General features: G+C 58.0%; 23 protein-coding genes. 20 read left to right on the forward strand and 3 right to left on the reverse strand.

The annotated features are described in order from the left end of the window. Positions 1–123 precede the first annotated feature (123 nt). From argS to J2S62_RS05235, 19 genes are all read left to right on the forward strand, one after another. Positions 124–1,794 carry an arginine--tRNA ligase gene (argS, locus tag J2S62_RS05145; RefSeq protein ID WP_310172153.1) on the forward strand — a complete coding sequence of 557 codons (1,671 nt, stop codon included), beginning with the start codon at positions 124–126 and terminating at the stop codon, positions 1,792–1,794. After that, on the forward strand, positions 1,794–3,206 hold the full coding sequence (lysA, locus tag J2S62_RS05150; protein WP_310172156.1) for a diaminopimelate decarboxylase: 1,413 nt from the start codon (positions 1,794–1,796) through the stop codon (positions 3,204–3,206). Before argS ends, lysA begins: the two co-directional genes overlap by 1 nt. A gap of 73 nt (positions 3,207–3,279) precedes the next feature. Then, positions 3,280–4,596 (forward strand): homoserine dehydrogenase, encoded by a 1,317-nt coding sequence (locus tag J2S62_RS05155; protein ID WP_310172158.1) that lies wholly within the window; start codon positions 3,280–3,282, stop codon positions 4,594–4,596. A 2-nt stretch (positions 4,597–4,598) separates the two neighbouring features. After that, positions 4,599–5,573, forward strand: a complete 975-nt coding sequence (gene thrB, locus J2S62_RS05160; RefSeq protein ID WP_310172161.1) for a homoserine kinase — start codon at positions 4,599–4,601, stop codon at positions 5,571–5,573. A 274-nt stretch (positions 5,574–5,847) separates the two neighbouring features. Further along, positions 5,848–7,890, forward strand: a complete 2,043-nt coding sequence (rho, locus tag J2S62_RS05165; RefSeq protein ID WP_310172165.1) for a transcription termination factor Rho — start codon at positions 5,848–5,850, stop codon at positions 7,888–7,890. Between the two features lie 89 nt (positions 7,891–7,979). Then, positions 7,980–9,065, forward strand: coding sequence for a peptide chain release factor 1 (prfA, locus tag J2S62_RS05170; RefSeq protein ID WP_310172167.1), 1,086 nt, complete (start codon positions 7,980–7,982; stop codon positions 9,063–9,065). Positions 9,066–9,070: 5 nt separating this feature from the next. Further along, positions 9,071–9,961 (forward strand): peptide chain release factor N(5)-glutamine methyltransferase, encoded by an 891-nt coding sequence (gene prmC / locus J2S62_RS05175; protein ID WP_310172169.1) that lies wholly within the window; start codon positions 9,071–9,073, stop codon positions 9,959–9,961. A 41-nt stretch (positions 9,962–10,002) separates the two neighbouring features. Next, positions 10,003–10,689: an L-threonylcarbamoyladenylate synthase gene (locus J2S62_RS05180; protein WP_310172173.1), complete on the forward strand. Its 687-nt coding sequence runs from the start codon at positions 10,003–10,005 to the stop codon at positions 10,687–10,689. Further along, positions 10,686–11,861, forward strand: coding sequence for an MraY family glycosyltransferase (locus tag J2S62_RS05185; protein ID WP_310172177.1), 1,176 nt, complete (start codon positions 10,686–10,688; stop codon positions 11,859–11,861). Before J2S62_RS05180 ends, J2S62_RS05185 begins: the two co-directional genes overlap by 4 nt. After that, on the forward strand, positions 11,851–12,258 hold the full coding sequence (locus J2S62_RS05190) for a hypothetical protein (protein ID WP_310172179.1): 408 nt from the start codon (positions 11,851–11,853) through the stop codon (positions 12,256–12,258). The genes J2S62_RS05185 and J2S62_RS05190 overlap by 11 nt, the downstream gene beginning before the upstream one ends. A gap of 330 nt (positions 12,259–12,588) precedes the next feature. After that, positions 12,589–13,434 carry a F0F1 ATP synthase subunit A gene (gene atpB / locus J2S62_RS05195; RefSeq protein WP_407649902.1) on the forward strand — a complete coding sequence of 282 codons (846 nt, stop codon included), beginning with the start codon at positions 12,589–12,591 and terminating at the stop codon, positions 13,432–13,434. Positions 13,435–13,599: 165 nt separating this feature from the next. Continuing rightward, positions 13,600–13,815 carry an ATP synthase F0 subunit C gene (gene atpE, locus J2S62_RS05200; RefSeq protein ID WP_022871288.1) on the forward strand — a complete coding sequence of 72 codons (216 nt, stop codon included), beginning with the start codon at positions 13,600–13,602 and terminating at the stop codon, positions 13,813–13,815. A 67-nt stretch (positions 13,816–13,882) separates the two neighbouring features. Then, complete coding sequence (locus J2S62_RS05205; RefSeq protein WP_310172190.1) at positions 13,883–14,458, forward strand: F0F1 ATP synthase subunit B; 576 nt, start codon at positions 13,883–13,885, stop codon at positions 14,456–14,458. Continuing rightward, positions 14,458–15,270 (forward strand): F0F1 ATP synthase subunit delta, encoded by an 813-nt coding sequence (locus J2S62_RS05210; RefSeq protein ID WP_310172193.1) that lies wholly within the window; start codon positions 14,458–14,460, stop codon positions 15,268–15,270. Before J2S62_RS05205 ends, J2S62_RS05210 begins: the two co-directional genes overlap by 1 nt. A gap of 73 nt (positions 15,271–15,343) precedes the next feature. After that, positions 15,344–16,993, forward strand: a complete 1,650-nt coding sequence (gene atpA / locus J2S62_RS05215; RefSeq protein ID WP_310172196.1) for a F0F1 ATP synthase subunit alpha — start codon at positions 15,344–15,346, stop codon at positions 16,991–16,993. A gap of 63 nt (positions 16,994–17,056) precedes the next feature. Next, on the forward strand, positions 17,057–17,953 hold the full coding sequence (locus tag J2S62_RS05220) for a F0F1 ATP synthase subunit gamma (RefSeq protein WP_310172201.1): 897 nt from the start codon (positions 17,057–17,059) through the stop codon (positions 17,951–17,953). 56 nt (positions 17,954–18,009) lie between these two features. Next, positions 18,010–19,464: a F0F1 ATP synthase subunit beta gene (gene atpD, locus J2S62_RS05225; protein WP_310172205.1), complete on the forward strand. Its 1,455-nt coding sequence runs from the start codon at positions 18,010–18,012 to the stop codon at positions 19,462–19,464. Positions 19,465–19,467: 3 nt separating this feature from the next. Beyond that, complete coding sequence (locus tag J2S62_RS05230; protein WP_310172207.1) at positions 19,468–19,737, forward strand: F0F1 ATP synthase subunit epsilon; 270 nt, start codon at positions 19,468–19,470, stop codon at positions 19,735–19,737. Further along, positions 19,738–20,190, forward strand: a complete 453-nt coding sequence (locus J2S62_RS05235; RefSeq protein WP_310172210.1) for a DUF2550 family protein — start codon at positions 19,738–19,740, stop codon at positions 20,188–20,190. It abuts the gene before it with no gap. A gap of 115 nt (positions 20,191–20,305) precedes the next feature. On the opposite strand, the gene J2S62_RS05240 is transcribed toward J2S62_RS05235, so the two are convergent. Continuing rightward, a complete protein-coding gene (locus J2S62_RS05240) occupies positions 20,306–21,247 on the reverse strand; it encodes a hypothetical protein (protein ID WP_310172212.1) in 942 nt (313 codons plus the stop codon). Beyond that, positions 21,225–21,920: an endonuclease NucS gene (nucS, locus tag J2S62_RS05245; RefSeq protein WP_310172214.1), complete on the reverse strand. Its 696-nt coding sequence runs from the start codon at positions 21,918–21,920 to the stop codon at positions 21,225–21,227. Before nucS ends, J2S62_RS05240 begins: the two co-directional genes overlap by 23 nt. Before the next feature lie 77 nt (positions 21,921–21,997). Here nucS and J2S62_RS05250 point away from each other — a divergent pair, with 77 nt between their 5' ends. Further along, a complete protein-coding gene (locus tag J2S62_RS05250) occupies positions 21,998–22,330 on the forward strand; it encodes a hypothetical protein (RefSeq protein ID WP_310172216.1) in 333 nt (110 codons plus the stop codon). On the opposite strand, the gene J2S62_RS05255 is transcribed toward J2S62_RS05250, so the two are convergent. After that, positions 22,327–23,568 (reverse strand): AI-2E family transporter, encoded by a 1,242-nt coding sequence (locus J2S62_RS05255; protein ID WP_310172219.1) that lies wholly within the window; start codon positions 23,566–23,568, stop codon positions 22,327–22,329. The genes J2S62_RS05250 and J2S62_RS05255 overlap by 4 nt on opposite strands. Between the last annotated feature and the right edge of the window lie 12 nt (positions 23,569–23,580).

The following is a 23,580-nucleotide window of genomic DNA, read 5'->3' on the forward strand; positions in this document are numbered from 1 at the left end:
AGACCCTGAATAGCTTACCGTACAAACCGGTCGGAACGAAAATTGGCTGCCGCCCATCCGCCCAGATGGTAAAACGCGACGTTAAATGTGCTCAGGAGGTGCCCGATAGCTAAACTTGGTCTCGTGAATCCTGAAAATCTTTCTGAAGCTCTTGCCCACATCCTGCACAACGCGATTGAGGCCGGCGAGATCGATCTGCCCGCCGATGCGGTCCCAGAGGCCCCTCGTGTTGAACGTCCGAAGTCGCGCGACCATGGTGATTGGGCGACCAATATTGCCATGCAACTGGGTAAACGAGCCGGAATGACCCCGCGACAATTCGCGGAAATCGTGGCTCCAAAGCTGCAGGCTCTCGATGGTGTTGCCGCCGTCGATATTGCGGGCCCCGGATTCATCAATATCACCCTGGACGCCGCCGCGGCCGGGGAACTGGCCCGGACGATCGTCGAAGCCGGCGATACCTTCGGCCATAATGATCAGGCCGCCGGCGACGTGGTCAACTTGGAATTCGTCTCGGCGAACCCCACCGGACCGCTGCACATCGGCCACACCCGGTGGGCCGCGCTGGGGGATGCGATCAGCCGCCTGTTGCGCGCCTCTGGGGCCACAGTGACCACCGAGTACTACATCAACGATTACGGCGCACAGCTCGACACATTCGCGGCCTCTGTCTGGGCGCGGATGCACGGCCAGGATGTGCCCGAGGGTGGCTACCCGGGACAATATGTGCACCAGATTGCCGAAGCCATCCTGGCCGAAGATCCCAGCATCAAAGACCAAAATTACGAGGCGGTGCTACCGCAGCTACGCACGCGTGCCTATCAGCTGCAACTCGAGGATATTCGCGAGACGCTCGATGATTTCCATGTCCACTTTGATGTCTGGTTCTCGGAAGCGCAACTCCATGAATCCGGTGCAGTTGAAGAAGCACTTGAGCGGCTCAAAGCACAGGGGCACACTTTTGAGCAGGAGGGCGCGTTTTGGTTGCGCACCACCGACTTTGGTGACGACAAAGACCGGGTGCTCATTAAAGCCGACGGCAAACCCACCTATTTTGCTGGCGATGCGGCATACTATCTGTCGAAAAAAGACCGCGGTTTCCACCATAAGATCTACCTCTTGGGTGCCGACCACCACGGCTATGTCAATCGTCTTCGGGCGCTGTCAGCGTGTGCCGGCGACGATATGGACGAAAACATTGAGATCCTCATTGGGCAGCTGATTTCCGTTGACGGTGCGCGCTTGTCGAAACGTGCCGGCAACATCATCGAGCTGCGTGATCTCATCGAGTGGTTGGGTGTAGATGCGCTGCGGTATTCACTGGCACGCTACCCCAATGATTCTCCCATCGAGATTGATCCAGACCTGTTGCGAGCACAGACCAACGACAACCCGGTCTTTTATGTGCAATACGCCCACGCCCGGTCCCGTTCAGCGGCTCGCACCGCCGACGCCCAGGGCGTGGTGCGTGAAGTCGAGAAGTTTGACGCAGCGACGCTGCAGCATCCGACCGAAGAAGAGTTGTTGTCCAAACTGGCACAGTTCCCGGCGATTGTCGGAAGCGCCGCCAGATTGCGCCAACCCCACCGGTTAGCCCGGCACCTGGAAGCCATCGCGGCGGCCTATCACGCCTGGTACGCTGTCGCCCGCATCGTGCCAGCACCAGCGAAGGACGGCACGAAAGTCGACCCCGAACCTGTCAATTATTCGCGTCGTTGGCTCAATGATGCGACCACCCAAGTACTGGCCAATGGGCTGGGTCTGCTGGGTGTATCCGCACCGGAGAAAATGTAATGCGCTCACCGCTCGCCCCTCAATGGCTGACCTTCCCCGACAACACCCCCGCGCTGAATCCAAAGATTTTCTCGTCCGGGGTCGCTCGTGATGATGACCAGGTCACGATCCAGGGGATTCCCGTCACCGAGCTAGTTGAACGCTTTGGTAGCCCCTTATGGGTCATCGATGAAAATGACTTCCGGGCCCGCGCCCGAGCCTATGTTGACGATTTCAACACAGCCTTTGGTTCTCTGTGCGGGGGAGTCGATGTCTACTACGCTTCCAAAGCCCTGTTGACCGTCCAAGTTGCCAGCTGGATTCGCGAGGAAGGCCTACGTATCGACACCGCATCCGGTGGCGAAATGGCCCTGGCAATGCGAGCTGGAATCGAACCGGCCCACATCGGGTTGCACGGCAACAATAAATCCGATGGAGAACTGCACACTGCGATCACCAAGCGCATCGGGCGAATTGTGGTCGATTCGCTGGCAGAGCTGCACCGTGTCGCGCACATGGCAGCCAAGCTGGAGACCCCTGCGAATGTGATGCTGCGACTGACCCCGGGCGTGGATGCCTCGACCCACCACCACATCGCCACCGCTCATGAGGACCAAAAATTTGGGCTGAGCATCACGCCAGCGCCCGATGCGCAGACCTCGGTTGCGTATCAGGCGGCGCATATCGCCGCTGAGGCCTCTCATATCAACTTCGTTGGGCTGCACTCCCACATCGGCAGCCAGATCTTCGATTCCCAAGGTTTTGAAGCCGCCGCCACGCGCATGCTGGAATTCATCGCCGTGCTGGCTGACGAAAACATCCACATCGAAGAACTCGATATCGGTGGGGGATACGGCATCGCCTACACCGAAGCAGATGATCCAGCCGCACCGGCTGTCATCGCCAATAACCTCGCCAGACACTTGAGCGCCGAAACCGACCGACTCAACATCCCATGCCCGCGGATCTCGATCGAACCGGGACGCTCTATTGCAGGTCCGGCCGGACTGACCATCTACACGGTGGGCACCACCAAAACCGTGTGGGTCGAACACGCTGGGGTACACCATCCGCGTCGCTATGTTGCCGTCGATGGGGGCATGTCCGACAACCCCCGGCCGGTACTCTACGACGCTGACTACACCGCTGTGTTAGCCAATCGCGTCAGTGACGCGGAGCCGGTGCTGTCTCGGGTGGTGGGCAAACACTGCGAGTCCGGCGATATCGTCGTCAATACCGTGTACTTACCAGAAGACACTGACCACGGAGACCTCTTAGTGGTCCCAGCCACCGGTGCATACGGTCATGCGATGAGTTCTAACTACAACATGCTGACACGCCCGGCGATCGTAGCCATCAAAGACGGTGCAGCCCGCGAAATTATTCGCCGCGAAACCATCGATGATCTGTTTGCCCGTGAGGTCGATTTGTAACCGGCCAATTCCAACTGGACTACAATGACGACACGGTGCCAAAGCCACTTTTTTACTGTTTACTCGGAGGACCATGACCACTGCATCTGATACACCGGCCCTGAACATCGCATTGTTGGGCGGTGGAACCGTCGGATCACAGGTTGCTCGTATTCTGACCGAAAACGCAGACGCACTGACGCAGCGCATTGGCACCCGGCTCAACCTGACCAAAATTCTGGTCAGAAACCCCCAGGCCACCCGCGACTACGAACTGCCCACCGAGTACTACACCGACGACGTCGACGAAGTCTTCGAAGGCGCCGATATCGTGGTTGAACTCATGGGCGGCATAGACCCAGCACGTGAACTCGTGCTGCGGGCGATCAACCAGGGCGCCAGTGTGGTCACCGGGAACAAAGCCTTATTGGCCACTCACGGCAATGAACTCTACGAAGCCGCAGCTGAAGCTGGGGTCCAGTTGTCCTTTGAAGCTTCGGTTGGCGGTGCGATCCCGATCCTACGCCCGCTGCGCGACTCATTGTCCGGAGATAAGATCACCCGCATCATGGGGATCGTCAACGGCACGACCAATTACATCCTCGACGAGATGGACTCCACGGGCGCGTCCTTCAACGATGCGTTGGCTGAAGCACAACGACTCGGCTATGCCGAAGCTGACCCCACCGCCGACGTCGGCGGAGCAGATGCGGCCGCCAAAGCCGCGATTCTGGCGCACTTGGCGTTTCACTCGCCATTTACCTTGGACCAGGTTTACACCGAGGGCATCGCGGAGATCTCTGACCTCGACCACAAAGCCGCAGCCGATGCCGGCTATGTCATCAAACTGCTGGCTATCGTCGAAGAGCTCGATGACCCAGCGGGCGTGGTACTACGCGTACACCCCACATTGCTACCGCGCGAACACCCACTGGCTGCGGTGCGCGGCGCGTACAACGCGGTCTTTGTCGAGGCCGAAAATGCCGGCGAGCTGATGTTTTACGGTCCAGGTGCCGGTGGTGCTGCGACAGCTTCAGCGGTCATGGGGGACGTGACGTCGATCGCCAAGCGGAAACTGCGTGGCGGACCGGGACGCACTCATACGGCCCGTCGGGAACTCGAGTGTCTGGATATCGGTGAGGCGACCACCCGATACATGGTTGTGGTGCGCGCTGCCGACGCTTCCGGAGTGTTGGCCAAGGTGGCCGGGACATTTGCCGAACACAATGTCTCGATCAAATCGATGAACCAAACCCCAGACCAGGATTCCAACGACGAGCGTCAAACGGCGCTGTTGGCTTTTGTCACTCACCGCGCCAAAGAAGCGCAATTGGCAAAAACTCTCGAGGCAACCAAACAGTTAGATGTGGTTGACGAAGTCCTGTCTGTAATGCGCGTAGAGGGTAAATAATCGTGGCATCACCAGCCACCACGCCGCCGGCCAACCGGGTACCGGCGAATATCGTCGCCAACATCAAGGTGCCGGCAACTTCTGCCAACCTCGGGCCCGGTTTTGACTGCGCCGGGGTTGCCCTCGGTCTCTACGATGAACTGGAAATCCAGACCACCGAAACCGGTTTCAGCGCCGAAGTAGAGGGCGAGGGGCACAACTACCTGCCCACCGACGCCAGACACCTGATCATCACCCAGATCCGAGCTCGACTCGAACGGCTCGGCTGGCATCTGCCGGGCCTGCGCCTCAAAGCCATCAACCGGATACCGCACTCCCGAGGTCTAGGCTCCTCAGCTGCGGCTCATATCGCCGCTGCCATGGCGGTCAAAGCGCTGCTGCCGCCCGACTGTGGCGTGACCAAAGAACACCTGTTGCAGTGGGCCTCAGAGGCTGAAGGCCACCCGGATAATGTTGCTCCGGCCGTCTATGGTGGTCTGACGTTTTCTTGGCACGAACCAGGCGAATCCGGCAAACAATATCGCTCGATCCAACTGTCTCCACATCCTGACATCACGCCGGTGGTGGCTATTCCGGCCAAGCCACTTTCGACGGCGGCAGCTCGAACGCTGCTGCCAGCTGATGTGCCCTACGCCGAAGCTGTGGCCAATGCCTCACGGGCCGCCCTATTAGCCCCGGCGATGACCACGCATCCGGAGCTGCTGATGCCCGCAACCCAAGATTGGTTGCACCAGCAATACCGCCAACCCTCGATGCCCGAAACGCTGCAACATATGCTCGCGCTGCGAGCTGAAAACCACGCGGCAGTGGTATCCGGTGCAGGCCCAACCCTGTGTGTTTTCGCGGCCAATGCGGCTGAATCAGCCAAGGTGACGACGAAATTGCAGGAGCGCGCAGCGAAATCGTCGCAGCGTTGGGATGTGCGGATTCTGCCGATTGCCACCGAAGGTGCTACGATGGAAGTATTCCGGCCATAACGAGAACGTTTTTACGGTTTGGGCGATTCCAAATCTTCGTGTTCGGCCTGGTCTTTACCGCAATTCTGCGGAGAGGATTTTGATAACTCATCATCTGAAGATGTCAGGTTATCTCACACCTTAAACACCAACGTTGACACTTACCGTGCAACATTGTGTGTTGCTATATCGCAAAACCACATGACGAATCTGGCGCATTTCCACTCGCAGCCACGATTGTCACACACATCCTGCGGGTATCTAAAGCCCGTCCGACGAGGGGGAAGGAACCTTCGTGACTGAACAAGACACAGTACAGGCCCCAACAGCTAATGGGTCTGGTGGCCTGGGCAGCCTCAAACTTGCCCAACTCAAAGACTTAGCATCACAGCTGGGTATCACCGGCACGTCTCGGATGCGCAAAGCGCAGTTGGTCGAAGTTATTGCCGACCATCAGCGCGGTGGCAGCCCGGTCGCCAACGACAAGCCAGCTGCAGACGCTGTCGACACCGCACAAGACAAAGCTGACAAGGCCCCCGAGCAAGCGCAACAAGACCAGCAGCCGCCGGCCAAGCAATCAGCTCGTCAAGACACCTCGGACAAAGCCGACAAGGCTGAGCGCACACCGGATGCCACCGATGACACGCAACACCCCGAAGACGATCAGCCGAAACAACGCGGTCAGCAGTCACGCGGTCGACGTGGCTCGCGCGGCGGACAGCAGCGTGACGAGCAGCAAAGTCGTGACGATAAAACCGCTGATGGCCAAGCCGAGGCACAGTCTGAAACTGCCGACAAAGCCCAGGATTCCTCCAAGGAATCGGATGGCAATAATGGTCAAGACCGCCAGCGCGGCCGTACCCGCAATCAGCAGCGTCGGGACCAAAACCGTCAACGTCGCGATCAGCAAGAGGACCAAGAAGACCAGGACGACCAACATTCCGACGACAGCTCCACAGATGAGCAGTCGGAGAGTCGCCCGCGTCGCGACGACGATCAGCGCAATCAGCGCCGTCAACGCCAGCGTGATCGCAACCGCTCCCGTGACCGTCGTCGTGAGCAAGAAGACGACGATGATCAGGATCAAGAGGTCAGTGAAGACGAAACGCTCGTCCCGATCTCGGGCATTCTCGATGTGTTAGATAACTACGCATTCGTACGCACCTCGGGGTACCTGCCCGGACCAAATGACGTCTACGTCTCGATGGCTATGGTCAAGCGCTTCGGACTGCGCAAGGGGGACGCCATTCGTGGCCGTGTCCGTGCGCCGCAAGCCGATGACGATAAACAACAAAACCAGCAAGGTGGTCGCGGCGGCGGCCGAGGCGGCCGCGGTGGACGCAACCGTCGCAGCGGAGGCGGCAGTGGCGGAGGAACCAACCGTCAGAAATTCAACGCGTTAGTCAAAATTGACTCGCTCAACGGTCAAGAGGCCGTTGAGAATCCCAAGCGTGTGGAATTCAATAAGCTCACCCCGCTGTACCCCCAGGAACGCCTGCGGTTAGAACACCAGTCCAAGGACATGGCTCCACGTCTGGTTGATCTGGTGGCGCCCATTGGTAAAGGCCAGCGTGGTCTGATCGTCTCACCACCAAAAGCCGGTAAGACGATGATGCTGCAATCGATCGCCAACGCGATCACCATCAATAATCCTGAGGTCAAACTCATGATGGTACTGGTGGATGAACGGCCAGAAGAAGTGACCGACATGCAGCGCTCGGTGCGCGGTGAAGTCATTGCTTCGACCTTCGACCGTCCAGCCGAAGATCACACCACCGTTGCCGAACTGTCGATCGAACGCGCAAAGCGCATGGTCGAACTTGGCCACGACGTCGTGGTCCTCTTGGACTCCATGACCCGTCTGGGCCGTGCCTACAACCTCGCGACCCCGGCTTCAGGACGCATCCTGTCCGGTGGTGTTGACTCGGCAGCCCTATACCCACCCAAGAAATTCTTTGGTGCCGCACGCAACATCGAAGGTGGCGGCTCGCTGACCATCCTGGCGACCGCACTGGTCGAAACCGGCTCGCGCATGGACGAAGTCATCTTCGAAGAATTCAAGGGCACCGGCAACATGGAACTGCGACTGTCACGCGAACTGTCCGAACGCCGCATCTTCCCAGCCATCGACATCAACGCCTCGGGCACCCGTCGCGAAGAAAACCTGCTGACCAAAGAAGAGATCGGTATCATGTGGCGACTGCGCCGTGTGCTCTCCGGACTCGAGACCCAGCAGGCCCTGGAATTGCTGACCTCCAAACTCAAAGAAACCGAAACGAACGCGGAATTTTTGATGCTAGTCTCCAAGACCACGCTGCGAGGCCAGTCAGAGTCTTAGCTCCCTGACATCAAACCATCGCGCAACCAACCGGTTGCGCGATGGTTTTTTGATTCTGTTCTAAGACTTCTACGACTAAGGTAAAACACATGAGTACGTTTGACTCCATCGACAACCTGATAGCCGAGCACGCAGACCTCACCGAGAAAATGGGCGATCCCGCCGTGCACGCCGACCAAGCCTTGGCACGGAAAGTTGGCCGACGCTTTGCTGAGCTCGAAAAAATTGTCAAAGCCCACAAACGCTGGCAGCAGCTGGGACAGGACCTGGAAGACACCAAGGAACTCGCCCAAGAGGACGAGGACTTTGCCGCTGAAATCCCAGGTTTAGAAGCCAGCTATGAAGAGGCCACCGAAACCCTACACCGCCTGCTGATCCCACGTGATCCGGATGATGCCCGAAACGTCATCTTGGAGATCAAAGGTGGCGAAGGCGGCGAGGAAGCCGCACTATTTGCCGCCGACCTAGCGCGCATGTACCTGCGGTACGCCGAACGCAAGGGCTGGAAAACTGAATTCATCTCGGCCACGGAGTCAGACCTGGGCGGCTACAAGGACGTCCACATTGGTATCACCGGCAATTCAAATGACCCGGCAGAGGGCGTCTTTGCCCACCTGAAATACGAAGGTGGAGTCCACCGCGTGCAGCGCGTACCCGTCACCGAGTCACAGGGACGCATTCACACTTCAGCCGCCGGCGTGTTGGTCTTCCCAGAAGTCGACGCCCCTGAAGAAATCCAGATCAACCAAACCGATCTGAAGATCGACGTCTACCGGTCCTCCGGCCCGGGTGGTCAGCACGTTAACACCACCGACTCGGCGGTCCGTATTACGCACCTGCCCACCGGTATCGTCGTGGCGATGCAGAACGAGAAGTCGCAGATCCAAAACCGTGAAGCAGCCATGCGCGTTTTGCGTTCACGTTTGCTGGCCCATCAGCAAGAACAACTTGATGCAGCCGCAGCTGAAACACGGGCGTCCCAGGTTCGGACGATGGATCGTTCAGAGCGGATTCGCACCTACAACTTCCCGGAAAACCGGATCGCCGACCACCGTACTGGATATAAAGCCAATAACTTGGACCGGGTGCTGGAAGGCGATATGGATCCCGTCATCTATTCGTTGATCGAAATGGATGAAGCTGAGCGTTTGGCAGCACTGGGCCAGACCAACTAACCTCCATGGCTAACGTCAACGACGTGCTGGCTGCGGTGCAACACCAATTGCACCGAGCCGGCATCGACTCACCTACGGCCGAAGCCGCCATCATCGTCTCCCACGTGCTCGAGGTCACTCGAGGAAAGCTCGGGGTCATGCGGGCGCTGGGGGAGGACATTGCGGAGGATTCTGCCGCGCGCATTGAGCAGCTGGCTCGCGCACGGGCCACCCGTGTGCCGCTCCAGCATCTCACGGGGGAGACCACCTTTTACGGAGTTGATCTCAAAGTCGAGCCCGGAGTGTTTATCCCACGGGTCGAAACTGAGATCCTTGTAGAAACAACGCTGCAGCATTTCGAAGGTGGAACCGGCCAGCTGAAGATGCTGGACCTTTGCACCGGCAGCGGGGCTATTGCCGCCGCCCTGGCCGACCAATTCACCCAACGTGCCCGCGCCACAAGGACCTGGGCTATTGACGTCGACCCAGACGCGGTCAAACTGGCCCAACACAATACGCGCCACTACAACGTCAGCGTCTTGTGCGCAGATGCGACAGACACCGAGGCGATCGTCGCGGCCGACCCGACCCTTGCTGACCAGCTGGGCTCTTTCGACGTGGTCGTGTCCAACCCGCCATACATCCCCACCGCAACACCGGTGACCCAACCGGAAGCTGAACAAGATCCTCACGTAGCGCTCTATGGGGGGTCACCCGACGGTCTTGCCGTGCCACAACAGATCGCGGCCGTGGCTGCCGAATGGCTGGCACCGGGAGGCTTCTTCATGATGGAACACGATCATACGCATGCAGCAGAGATCGCTGACGCATTGCACAAAAACCCGCTGTGGCACCAGGTTGAGACTGTTCAAGATCTCACCGGCACTCAGCGGTTCGTGTCCGCTGTGCGGGCATAACTGCTGCAACTAACCCCGAAAGCACCCACAACCCTGGCACAATGACTAACGTGACACAGCTGTTCGACGCCCAACAACCAGATCAACGTTCCGCCGCCATTACCAAGGCCGCCGAAGCCATCAGTCAACGAGAGCTGATCGTGCTGCCGACCGATACCGTGTACGGGGTCGGAGCCGATGCCTTCAGCCCGCAGGCTGTAGCCGTGCTGCTCGCCGCCAAAGGTCGTTCCCGGCAATCGCCACCGCCGGTCCTGATCGGCAGCACCAATGTCTTGGATGCGCTGGCCGTCAACATTCCCGCAACGGGCCGCCAGCTGGCGCAAGCGTTTTGGCCAGGTGCCCTCACGCTCGTGCTGCAGGCCCAGCCTTCGCTCACCTGGGATTTGGGTGAAACGCGAGGCACGGTGGCCCTGCGGCTACCCAACGATGAGCTAGCGCAACAGATCTTGCGCCAGACCGGGCCCTTGGCTGTTTCGTCAGCGAATCGACATGGCCAGCCCGCGGCCACGTCCATCAACCAGGCCCAAGACGCACTCGGCGAGGCCGTGGCCGTCTACATTAATGACGGCACACGTGCCGACCAACAAGCCTCGACCATCGTCGATTGCACGGTCATACCGCACCGCGTGCTCCGTGCTGGTGCCATCACCATCGAACAGCTCCGCAACGTCGTACCTGAGATGTTGGATCTCGATGATCCTGCACCAGAGGACTCTGCCGCCTCATGAAGGTCTATCTCGCCATCGTGGCCCTCACCGCGCTGATCAGTTTTGCACTGACCCCGATGGCGCGGATGTTGGGTGTTCGCGGACGCGTGTATACGCCCTCCCGCAAACGCGACATGCACCGCGAACCGATCCCAAAACTTGGGGGAGCGGCGATGGCGATCGCAGTCATTATTGTGATGGGTGCCGCTTCGATCGTGCCGTTTCTCTCCGGCATTTACCAGGCCCCCATCCTGGGCATTCTGCTGGCCATCCTGGTCGTCCTTATCATGGGTGTTGCAGACGATCTGTGGGACTTGCACTGGATCGTCAAATTCGCCGGTCAGATCGTTGCGGCAGGAATCGTGGCCGCCGCTGGAATCCGTGTCGAAGCGATGCCCGTCGGGTGGATTCACGTTGATAACGAGCTTGCTCAGATTGTGATCACGATCTTTGTCATCGTCCTCACCATCAACGCCTTCAACTTCATTGATGGCCTCGATGGGCTCGCAGCAGGCGTCGCAGTCATCGGTGGCTCCGCGTTTTTTATCTACAGCTACATTCTGACGCGCACGATCAACGCCTACGACTATTCGAACCTGGCCACACTGCTGACAGCGCTCCTTATCGGGGCGTGCATCGGGTTTTTGCCCTTCAATTTCCATCCCGCGCGCATTTTTATGGGAGAAGTCGGCGCCCAACTCATCGGATTGCTCATGGCCACCGCAGCCGTGGCCGTGACCGCAGACCTCGGCGCACTCGAGGGTTTCCGCTTCCGAAACGTGCCGGCTTACATGCCGATCCTGTTGCCACTAGCGGTGATGTTGCTTCCGCTGTTGGACTTATTCATGGCGGTACTACGCCGGACTGCCCGACGAAGTTCACCCTTCACGGCCGATCGCGGACACATCCATCACAAACTCGTCGACGGGGGATATACCCACCGTCAGGCTGTGCTGCTGCTGTATCTGTGGACCTTCGTAGTCGGCTACGGTGCCGTCTCCCTGACGTACTTCCCGGCAGAAATCGTCATCACCGTCACCCTGGTGGCCATGGCTTTGCTCGTGCTACTGACCCTGCGACCATGGATTATGCGCCGGACCTACTATCGCAAGCTGAACCGGCTCAGAGAAGCCAAAGCAGCCGAACGCGCAGCCCAACGATCCAGTGAAACAGGAGACCCTCTTGGCGGCTAAAAAAGTCAATAAACGTGGCTGGTGGGGCATCCTGCTCCATGCCACCTGGCCGACGCTAATCGCAGTGGCCATTACCGGTGGGATCTTTGGGACCGTAGAAGGACCCGAGGCTGGCTGGTCAGCGACCGTAGCAGGGGCCATTGTGTGGTTCTTATCCGCCATCAGCATTTTGCTGATCGCGCTGGTGTGGCGCAAGCGTCGGGATCTCGCGATCCCGCTGACCATGGGAGCGTTTGTCGCCAAGCTCGTCATCCTGGGGTTGCTGTTAACGGTGGTGCCCCAGCCCGAATGGTTGCACACCACCGGTGCTGCGATCGGCGCGCTTGTAGGCATCGTAGTGTGGCAAGTTGCTGAGGTCATCGTCTTTATCAATACCCGGCGGCTTATTTACTCGTAGCTTTTACTAATACTGTGATAAAGGCAACAATTTCAACGAAAAATGAAATTCTACATTTTGTAGAACCTGGTGCTGACAAGGATGTTTCGTCAAAATATGGCTGATAAAGCACTACTTCTGTGAGCAAGGCCTCATGGCATTTGCTAGATTGAACTCTTAGTGCCTGGCCCAACCCAGGACTCAATGCGACACCAGTTAGTGTTTTTGCTAGACTAACCAAGGGCAAAAACGCGTTGAACATCGCAATTGCCTACAACATTCCGGCAACATCCCCGAGTCTGGATTCATCTACCTGAATCTTTCCTGTGGGATTCTTCAGAGAGGATTTGCGTGCTTCCACTCGTGCTAAGTTATCTCCCCACGCAGGGATACGTGCCGCCTACGATTGACGATGCCCACCCGCCAGATATCATCCCGTGGGGAGCATATTACGGGACTGGTTTCGGCAAACAAATGCTGATGATCATCCTGTCGGTCATTTTGATCTGGGCATTCTTCAGCTGGGCGATGCGCAAACGCTCACTGGTCCCGAGTCGAGTGCAGTGGATTGCTGAATCCGGTTATGCCTTCGTGCGTAATGGCATGGGTAAAGACATCCTTGGGGAAAAGCATTTCCGCCAGTGGGTACCGCTGCTCTTCGCCACATTCTTCTTTGTGCTGTTAAATAACCTCTTCGGCGCCATCCCGATCTTGCAGCTGCCGTCCTTCTCCCACGCAGGCGCGGCCTATGCCATCGCCATCATTATGTACATCGTGTGGATTGGCGTGGGACTGCGTCACCACGGCATCAAATACTTCAAACTCGCGGTCGTTCCGGAAGGTGTCCCCGGCTGGATCCTCCCGTTGCTGGTGCCACTAGAGATCATCTCGAACTTCATCGTTCGACCGCTGACTCACTCGCTGCGTTTGATGGCAACCATGCTTGCCGGTCACATGATCGTGATGCTGGCCGGTTCAGGTGCTGAATACCTCATCACGCAAACAGACAGCATTTGGAATGCAGGGCTGGGTGTCGGTGTGATCATCGGCTCGGTAGCGCTGTACTTCCTGGAACTGCTGATTATGATCTTGCAGGCTTTCGTCTTTACGCTGCTGACCGCGCTCTACATTCAGGGCGCCATCGATGCGCAAGCTGAACCTGTATTCGATAAGGAACAGCCAGCGGTTGCCAGCTAAGCTGCCCCCGCTGTTTCCACCACAATTGAAAAACTTACCGACTTGTACGTCTGAGTCGGAACGGCGTGATACACGCCGTGAGATAACTTCCTGGTACCGGTACCCATCGGATCCCCGCCGGGAACCCTCCACAACCTGCCTGTTAGGCATCTTGAAAGGAACACAATGGAACTGCATGGTTCATTGAACATGATCGGTTACGGTCTGGCCGCAATTGGCTCCGCTATTGGTGTGGGTCTGATCTTCGCTGCATACATCAACGGTGTAGCTCGCCAGCCTGAATCCCAGTCACAGCTGCAGCCAATTGCGCTGCTCGGTTTCGCCCTGGCTGAAGCACTTGCCATTCTGGGTCTGGTCTTCGCCTTCGTCATCGGAGCGTAGGCGCCATCCACGGTCGGTGACCTTCCGACCACGTATGTCAGTTATGAACACTTAAGGATGGTTTGAAATGATCAATAGCATGATGATCATGGCAGCCGCCGCGGAACAGGAACAGGCGAACCCGCTTATCCCGAATCCATGGGAAATTCTGGTCACCTCGGTTGGCTTCCTGGTTCTCTTGTTCATCGTCATCAAATTCGTCGTTCCGGCAATGGAGAAATCCTATGTCGAACGCCGTGATGCGATCGAAGGTGGACTCGAGCGCGCTCAGGCTGCACAAGCAGAAGCTGCACAGTTGAAAAACAATTACGAGCAGCTACTGCAAGAAGCCCGGACCGAAGCCAGCCAGATTCGCGAGCAGGCTCGTACCGAAGCAGCACAAATTGTTGCAGAAGCTCGCCAGAATGCTTCAGCAGAAGCATCCCGTATTTCTGAGCAGGCTTCCGTTCAAATTGCTGCCGAACGCCAACAGGCCGTAGCAGCGCTGCGTACCGAAGTCGGTACTCTCGCCACTCGACTGGCGTCCAAGATTGTGGGCGAAGCGCTCAACGACGATGCACGCTCACAGCGTGTGGTCGATCGCTTCCTGGAAGATCTGGAAAAAGAACAGGCCTCGACCACGAGTGCAGGTGCAACTGAGTAATGTCACAAGCATCGCGTGATTCATTGGCACAACTGCACACCGAGCTGAAAGCTACCCTTTCAGCCGGAGGAGTCGAACTCGGCGCCGAACTGTTTGCGGCTTTGAAAGTGATCGACGATAACGGCGCACTGCGCCGGTCGCTCACCGACCCAACGGTTGAAGCCAACCGACGTCAAGAACTCATTCGCAAGATCTTTGCCACCAAGATCTCAGCTGCGGCTGTGACTGTGCTGCAAAGCCTTGCCGGTGCTCGCTGGACAACCGAACGCGAGTTCGGGGATGCAGTCGAAGAAATGGCTGCAACCGCTGCTGTCTATAGCGCCGAACAGGACGGTCTTGACGGTCTAAAGACCCTGACGCAGCAACTGCTGGAATTCAACCGTTCAGTTGAATCTAGCCACGAGCTACAACGGGCTTTGACCGAGCAACAAGCACCAGTATCCTCCCGCGGAGACCTGGCTGCCAACCTGATGTCAGGTGCGGCCATGCCGGCAGCCAAGCTGCTGGTACGTCAGGCTGTAGAACAGCCTCGCGGCGGGAAACCTGTTGATCTTGTTCGTCGTTTCGCTGATCTGAGCGCACAGCAACAACGTCAGTGGATCGCCGATGTGACGGTGGCCCGTCCACTCCAGCAAGCTCAGCGAGATCGTTTGAGGAAATCATTATCGGCTACGTTCGGCCGTGAACTGACACTCAACGTCGAAACTGACCCGCAGCTGGTCGGCGGAATCCGGATCCAAGTTGGTGACGAAGTCATTGACTCCTCGGTCGCAAGCCGACTGAACGATCTGAACACTAAACTGGCCGGCTGAAACCGGCACTCGAAACATACACAACTAGGCCCATCAGAATATGATGTGGCATTAAAGAGAGCAGGGACTGCAGATGGCCGATTTGACCATCAACGCTGACGACGTCCGTGATGCCCTAAACGAGTTTGCGGAGTCGTACGAACCGGCCGACACCGAACGTGTCGAGGTTGGCTACGTAACCACCGCAGCCGACGGGATTGCCCGCGTCGAAGGACTTCCTTCGGTCATGGCAAACGAATTGCTGCGTTTCGACAACGGCGTCACCGGACTGGCACAAAACCTCGACCCACGTGAAATTGGTGTCGTTGTTCTTGGCGATTTCCAAGGCATTCGCGAAGGCATGAAGGTATACCGCACCGGCGACGTTCTGTCCGTACCGGTTGGTGACGCTTACATGGGTCGCGTAGTAAACCCGATTGGCGAGCCAATCGATAACCTTGGTCCGATTGAAGCCGAGAGCCGCCGCGCCCTTGAACTTCAGGCACCAGGTGTCACCCAACGTAAGTCGGTACACGAACCACTTCAGACCGGTATGAAGGCCATTGACGCCATGATCCCAATCGGTCGTGGCCAGCGTCAGCTGATCATTGGTGACCGTCAGACCGGTAAAACCGCGATCGGTGTCGATGCGATTCTGAACCAGAAAGCCAACTGGGACTCGGGGGATCCGAACAAACAGGTACGTTGTATCTATGTTGCCGTTGGCCAGAAGGCTTCCACGATCGCATCGGTTCGCGGAACTCTAGAACGCGAAGGCGCTCTGGAATACACCACGATCGTTGCTGCACCAGCATCTGACCCAGCAGGCTTCAAGTATCTGGCACCATACGCCGGTTCAGCTATCGGTCAGCACTGGATGTACGGCGGCAAGCACGTTCTTATCGTGTTTGACGACCTGTCCAAACAGGCCGAAGCCTACCGTGCAGTCTCGCTGTTGCTGCGTCGTCCACCGGGTCGTGAAGCGTTCCCAGGTGACGTCTTCTACCTGCACTCCCGGTTGTTGGAGCGTTGTGCAAAACTCTCTGACGAGATGGGTGCCGGTTCGATGACCGGTCTGCCAATCGTCGAGACCAAAGCCAACGACGTCTCGGCCTACATCCCGACCAACGTCATTTCGATTACCGACGGTCAGATCTTCTTGCAGTCCGACCTGTTCAACGCCAACCAGCGTCCAGCGGTTGATGTTGGTATCTCGGTATCGCGTGTTGGTGGTGACGCCCAGATCAAGGCCATGAAGAAGGTTTCCGGTACGTTGCGTATTGACCTCGCACAGTACCGCGATATGGAAGCCTTCTCGATGTTCGCCTCTGACCTTGATGCATCCATTGATGCATCCACGCGTCGCCAGTTGGATCGCGGTGCTCGTCTGATGGAACTGCTCAAGCAGCCGCAGTACACCCCGTACCCGGTCGAAGACCAGGTTGTCTCCATCTGGGCCGGTTCACGTGGTCACATGGACGACGTGCCAGTCTCTGACGTGCAGCGTTTCGAATCCGAATTCATCCAGCACCTGCGCTTGAACAATATTGCCCTCCAGGACATCGCCGAAACCGGTCTGTTGTCCGAGGACACCGAACAAGCACTGGTCCGCGAAGTCGAAAGCTTCAAGAAGGCCTTCCTCGCCCAGGGTTCTGACTCACAGGTCGAACCAGGCCACGAGGAATTCGACGCCATCGAAGAGGGCGCTGTCGAGCAAGAGCGCATCGTCCGCCAGAAACGCTGATCGACCCTAGCACCAGGTGCCGGGTCTTCCCGGCACCCGCTATAGGTCACAGAAAGGAAAAGCATGTCAGCAGCCGATATTCGGGTCTTTCGCAATAAGATCGATTCGACGACGTCGATGAAAAAGATCTTCAACGCGATGGAACTGATCGCTACTTCGCGTATCGGTAAGGCACGCCAGCGTGTGGCAGCTTCGATGCCCTATGCGAATGCGATTACTCGGGCCGTCTCAGCGGTCGCGTCACAACAAGACATCGAGCACGTCCTGACGTCGGAACCAGAAAATCCACGTCGGGCCGCCGTGCTCATCATGTCCAGTGACCGCGGCCTGGCCGGAGCGTATTCCGCAAACATCTTGCGCCACGCCGAGACCTTGATTGAACGCCTCTCAGATGAGGGCAAATCCGCTGATCTGTACCTGATCGGGCGCAAGGCTCAGGCGTACTTCGATTTCCGTCGTCGTTCGTATAAGAAATTCTGGACCGGTTCAACCGATAGCCCCGAATTCGATGTCGCCAAAGACGTCGGCGAGACACTCGTCGAAGCGTTTTTGACCGACTACGAAGATGGGGGAGTAGACGAGATTCATATTGTCTACACCGAGTTCAAATCGATGGTCAAACAGGACCCCATGGTCGTGCGTCTTCTGCCGCTAGAAGTTGTAGATGAGGAAGTTACCGATGAAACGGAACTCTTCCCGCTCTACGAATACGAACCAGCACCAGAAGAAGTCTTGGATGCACTGCTGCCGAAATACATTGAATCGAGAATCTTCTCCTCGATGCTGCAGGCAGCCGCATCTGAATTGGCCAACCGCCAGCGGGCCATGAGCTCCGCCGGTGATAACGCCGAAGACCTCATCCGTGAATACACTTTGCTGATGAACAACGCCCGTCAGGCTTCCATTACTCAGGAGCTCACCGAACTCATCGCCGGTGCAGACGCATTGGCGGATTCCTAACGGGCTGACACAGCCTCACTGACCCATATTTCAACATCCACATAGAAGTGAGTTACATGACTGCCACCATTAACGAATCCGGTACCGGGGCCACCACCGGCGCCGTGGGCCGTATCGCCCGCATTACCGGTCCGGTCATCGACGCTGAATTCCCAGCCGATGCGATGCCGGAGATTTACAACGCGCTCAAAGTACAACTAACCCTCGAAGGCAAAACCACCACGGTAACCTTCGAAACCGCCCAGCACCTGGGCGAAAACATGGTCCGCGCGATCGCCATGCAGGCCACCGACGGTCTGGTTCGTGGCCAGGAAGTTGTCGACACCGGCGCCCCAATTTCGGTTCCTGTCGGCGACGTCGTCAAGGGTCACATCTTCAACGCCCTGGGCGACTCCCTGGACGTTGATATCTCTGAACTTGATGTTCAGGAACGCTGGCCGATTCACCGTCAGCCACCAAACTTCGCTGACCTTGAAGCCTCCACCCAGATGATGGAGACCGGTATCAAGGTCATCGACCTGCTGACCCCCTACATTCAGGGTGGAAAGATTGGTCTGTTCGGTGGTGCTGGTGTTGGTAAAACCGTTCTAATTCAGGAAATGATCACCCGTGTTGCTCGCAACTTCGGTGGTACTTCCGTATTCGCTGGCGTTGGCGAGCGTACCCGTGAGGGGAACGACCTCTGGGTTGAAATGGATGAAGCCGACGTGCTCAAGGACACCGCTTTGGTGTTCGGCCAGATGGACGAACCACCTGGCACCCGTTTGCGTGTGGCCTTGACCGGTTTGACCATGGCCGAGTACTTCCGCGATATCCAGAAGCAGGACGTGTTGTTGTTCATTGACAACATTTTCCGTTTCTCGCAGGCCGGTATGGAAGTTTCGACCCTGCTGGGTCGTATGCCTTCCGCTGTGGGTTACCAGCCAAACTTGGCTGACGAAATGGGCATCCTGCAGGAACGTATTACCTCGACTCGTGGTCACTCGATTACCTCGATGCAGGCCGTCTACGTACCAGCTGACGACTACACCGACCCTGCCCCAGCCAACGTGTTCGCCCACTTGGATGCGACCACGAACTTGACTCGTGACCTGGCTTCGCGTGGTCTGTACCCAGCGGTTGACCCGTTGGCTTCGACCTCGCGCATTCTGGATCCACAGTATGTTGGGCAGGAGCACTACGAAACCGCCACCCGCGTCAAGCAGATCCTGCAGAAGAACAAGGAACTGCAAGACATCATCGCGATTCTGGGTGTGGACGAACTGTCCGAAGAAGACCGTGTGACCGTTGGTCGTGCACGCAAGATGGAACAGTTCCTGTCCCAGAACACCTATACCGCCAAGCAGTTCACCGGTGTTGAAGGCTCAACCGTACCGATCAAGGACACCATCGAAGGCTTCAAGGCCATCGCTGACGGCGACCTTGACCATGTTGCTGAGCAGGCCTTCTACAACGTTGGTGGCCTGGAAGACGTTGAGCGCGAATGGGCGAAAATCCAGAAGGAAGGCTAACCTATGGCCGATAACCTTCTGAATGTCGAAATCGTAGCCGAGGACCACTTCTTGTGGTCCGGGCAAGCCCGCTCCGTATCAGCTCGAACCATTGACGGCGAGATCGGGATTCTGCCGGGTCACCAACCGCTGCTTGCAGTGCTGGGTGACGGCGAAGTCGTGATCGAAGCAGCCGATGGTGAGGCCATCACCGCGCAGGCCAATGGTGGGTTCTTCTCCGTGGACAACGATCGGGTGACCATCGCTGCCACACAAGCGGAGCTGTCAGCCTAAATGCCGTCGTGGCTGGCCTGGACGCTTCTTGCAGCCGCCCTGTTAGCGTTCGTAGTCGTAGTGATATTCGCTTGGCGACTATTCACGCTGCTACGAACGCCGGGGTCCTTCAATGCGCGTCTGGTCTCGGACCATGAGACAAACCAACCCGGTCGACCCGTGGTCGTGTCCTATAACGAATACTCCGTGGAGATTTTCTCGGTGTATTCGATCTGGCCACGACCGCGCTTGACCGTGCCGCGGCACTATCTGGAAGTGACTCGTGCTCCGCGCCGCACCCGCATGCGGGCGTGGCTACAGTTGGAGAACGTGGAGACCGGGCGCCACATCACGATCGCTGCCGCGCAAGAACACGCGTCCGAGCTGACTACCTGGTATGAATCCGGTCCCGCAGTCGGGATCGGCCATTGGCGGGAAGCGCCCCGCAGGCGTCAGCGACGACGCTACTTCTAAGAACACATTGCACCGTTGGTTAGTTGGTACGTGGATGGCCCGCTAACCGAGGGTCCTTTGATTACATGCCCTCCGGATGAGGTACAACCTGGTCCGGAGGGCATTGTCCTTTAACTCAGCGCATCGCCGCGCACACAAGCGCGTGGTCGAACCCTGCCGCCACGAGATCGTCGTGAATGGCCAGCAAGTCTTTGCCACCCGACGCGATCGTTCGTCCGTCTGAAAGCCGGGGACCATTATCCACATTCCCGCTGAGCACAGCGTGCCCGAGCCGGAAGGTGGCATCAGGAATCGCCGCGTGTCCCGGGACGGGGGTTGCTGCTGACGCGTCCGATACCAACCGCACGGTCTCAGGATAGTGTTGAAACCACCAGCGTACGAGGCCCAGGTCGACGTGGATCCCGTCGGCGATCAACTCGACGGTCACCCGTTGGTTCTGTGCTGCTTCGACCACCGCAAGCAAGGGGCCGGGATCGCGATGATGGAACCCACGCATGGCGTTATAGACATGCGTGATCATCACCGGGCGGCCGGTGAGCGCATGGATCTGGCTGATTGCCTTTCGCATCTGCTCGTAGTTGGCTCCGGTGTGTCCCAGCGCCGGCTCAATGCCATGCTGCACTAGTTGTTCGATCAGCTTTTGGGCTCCGGGCAGTTCGGGTGCCAAGGTCATCATGGTGAATATACCCGTGTCCCGCTGCTGCCCAAGAACGTACTCCAGATAGCGCTGCCCTGAGTCCGAGTTGGGGGTTTGAAGGGCATGGTGCGGGTGTGCGCCGGAAAAGTCTGGGGCAAGAAATGGGCCCTCCAGATGCACCCCGGCTACCAGTCCAGCGGAGTGGAGTTCTTGGAGACGTTCGCAGGCGTCGCTCAGGGCCGGTAAATCAAGGGTCGGTAGGGAAGCGGTGACCGTTGCGGTACGTCGCGTTGCCAGTAACGTGAGCGCATCACGGATGTGTGGGAGCGGGGAGGTCGCGAAATCCACGCCCGCGATGCCGTGGATGTGGCGGTCGATGAAGGTTTGGGCGCAGGAGTTAGAAGAGTCGGGAGTCGGCATCGTCGACGCCTCGCATGGCATCGTAATCAAGCGTGACGGTGGTGAACCCGCGATCTTCAGCTAGCACCCGGGCCTGTGGTTTGATTTGCTGGGCCGCAAAAATCCCGTGGACGGGTGCAAGTAGCGGATCACGGTTCAATAGCTCCACATACCGCGAGAGCTGTTCGACCCCGTCGATGTCACCGCGGCGCTTTAGCTCGACGGCAACCGTTTCACCGGTACCATTTTTCGCCAGAATGTCCACCGGGCCAATGGCGGTCATATACTCGCGACGGATGAGCTGGTACCCGTCGCCGAGTCGGTGTATCTGCTCGGCTAAGAGCCGCTGCAGATCGGCCTCGACGCCGTCTTTGACCAGCCCTGGATCGACCCCCAGCTCGTGAGACGAGTCGTGTTCGACGGAATACACGCTAATGATCAGCCGGTCATCGGCTTTCTGGGATTGGACGGTCCACACCTCGGTGATGCCTTCATCCGCCTGCGTCTGGGTCGGTTCAGACACCAAGACTTTGGCCGGTGGGGTCATCCAGTTCAGCGGTTTATATGAGCCGCCGTCGGAGTGGACGAGGACGGCCCCGTCGGCTTTGAACATGACCAGGCGTTTAGCCGGTGGGAGATAGGCGTCCAACCGGCCGGCATAAGTGACAGAACATTCGGCAATGACAAGTCGCATAACGAGCTTTAGTCTAGTGGGTGTTTTACGCTTCGTAGCCCAGCGCTGGGGACCCGCGAGTATGTGACAATAGTGTCATGGCTCGGAAGAACAAGCGCCGTCGGGATCAGAACCCGAAACGTGGCAGAAAGCATCGCAGCAGCGCTTCCTCAGGAGTCTCCCGGGCCCTCGGCGATACGAATTACACCCACGAACAAGCATTCGACGGAGGGTGGCATGTCCGGCACGTGACGTCCTGGCGTGCGGTCAAAGAGTATACGTGTCCGGGCTGTCTGGGAATGATCCCGCAGGGACAACCGCACGTGGTGGCCTGGCGATCGGACTGGTTGATGGGCGACGAAGATGCCGGGCAGCAGCGGCGACACTGGCACTCCGCCTGCTGGAAAAACCGTCAGCAGGATTTACGCTAGCGCGCGTCCTGATACGGGACATAGAGCTCCCGAACCAACACCAAGATGCCGGCCACGGTGGGGATAGCCATTAGCGCGCCCAACACCCCTAACAGCGAGCCGCCCGCAATGACCCCGATAACAGCGAGCGAGCCCGGGATGGCGACGGTGCGTTGCATGATACGCGGCGAAATGAGATAGGCCTCAACTTGTAAATAAATAAAGTAGATGATGGCGAAAATCAACGCGGATTGCCATCCGGCAAGGAACGCTAACGCGGTGATCACAATCCCGCCCGTCACCGCGCCCACCAACGGAATGAATGCCATAAACGCTGCAAAAATCGCCAATAATGCGACGTATTGCAGCCCCGCAACCGACACCGCGATGAAGGCCACGACGCCATTGAGGGTGGCCACCAGCGATTGGCCGACCACATAATGTCCCACCGAACCGGTGATTTTCTCAGATAAATACTCAAGGCGCTGGCGGCGCGAGCGAGGCGCCAGTCGGTACATCCAGGCTTTGATCGTGGGTAGTGATGCCAAAAAGTACAGCGTCAACACCACGACGATCAGCACGGAGAAGCCCACATTCAAGATGGCGGTACCGACACCCAAAATGCCGCCCAGCAGATTGCTGAGGTTGGTACTGTCCGCGACAAACCGGTTGACCTCGGTGGTGATAACCGTGGCGACATCGAACTCGTCGTCAATCGACCGGAAGAACTCGGATTCGATAAAGTCCGAGACCACGGTCGGCAGCCTTTGCACAAATTCGCTGGCCTGTTCCACGATGACCGGGACCAACGCGGAAAGAAAAAGCGTCGCGATACCCACGAGGAGCGCCACTGCGACTAAGACCCCCACACCTCGTGGCGCACCCCAGGACTGGATCTTCGATACGACGGGATCCAACCCCAAGGTAATAAAGAGTGCGGCCAGAATCCACACCAACAATTGGACGTTGGATGAGACCAACACATACAGGGCCAGGGCCAGCCCCACCCCGACGGTGAGCAAAAAACCGGTGCGGATGGGGCGGGAGACGACTTCGGCCGCGACCACGACCGGCGAATCGGAGGCTATCTCTTCGACCCCTTCGACGATCGGCGTGGTTGGGTAGTCCTCGGGATCGGGCAGGGTGAACTGTTGTTGTGCACGTCGGCCGGCCAATCGCCCCCGGGCACCAGTAATGCGCCCCTTGAGGTTCTTGAGCGCATTCGCCATATTCTGGCGTGGTGTTGGTTTTTCGGCCACGCTTAATACATT

It is taken from the genome of Enteractinococcus fodinae (genome assembly GCF_031458395.1).
GTDB lineage: Bacteria > Actinomycetota > Actinomycetes > Actinomycetales > Micrococcaceae > Yaniella > Yaniella fodinae.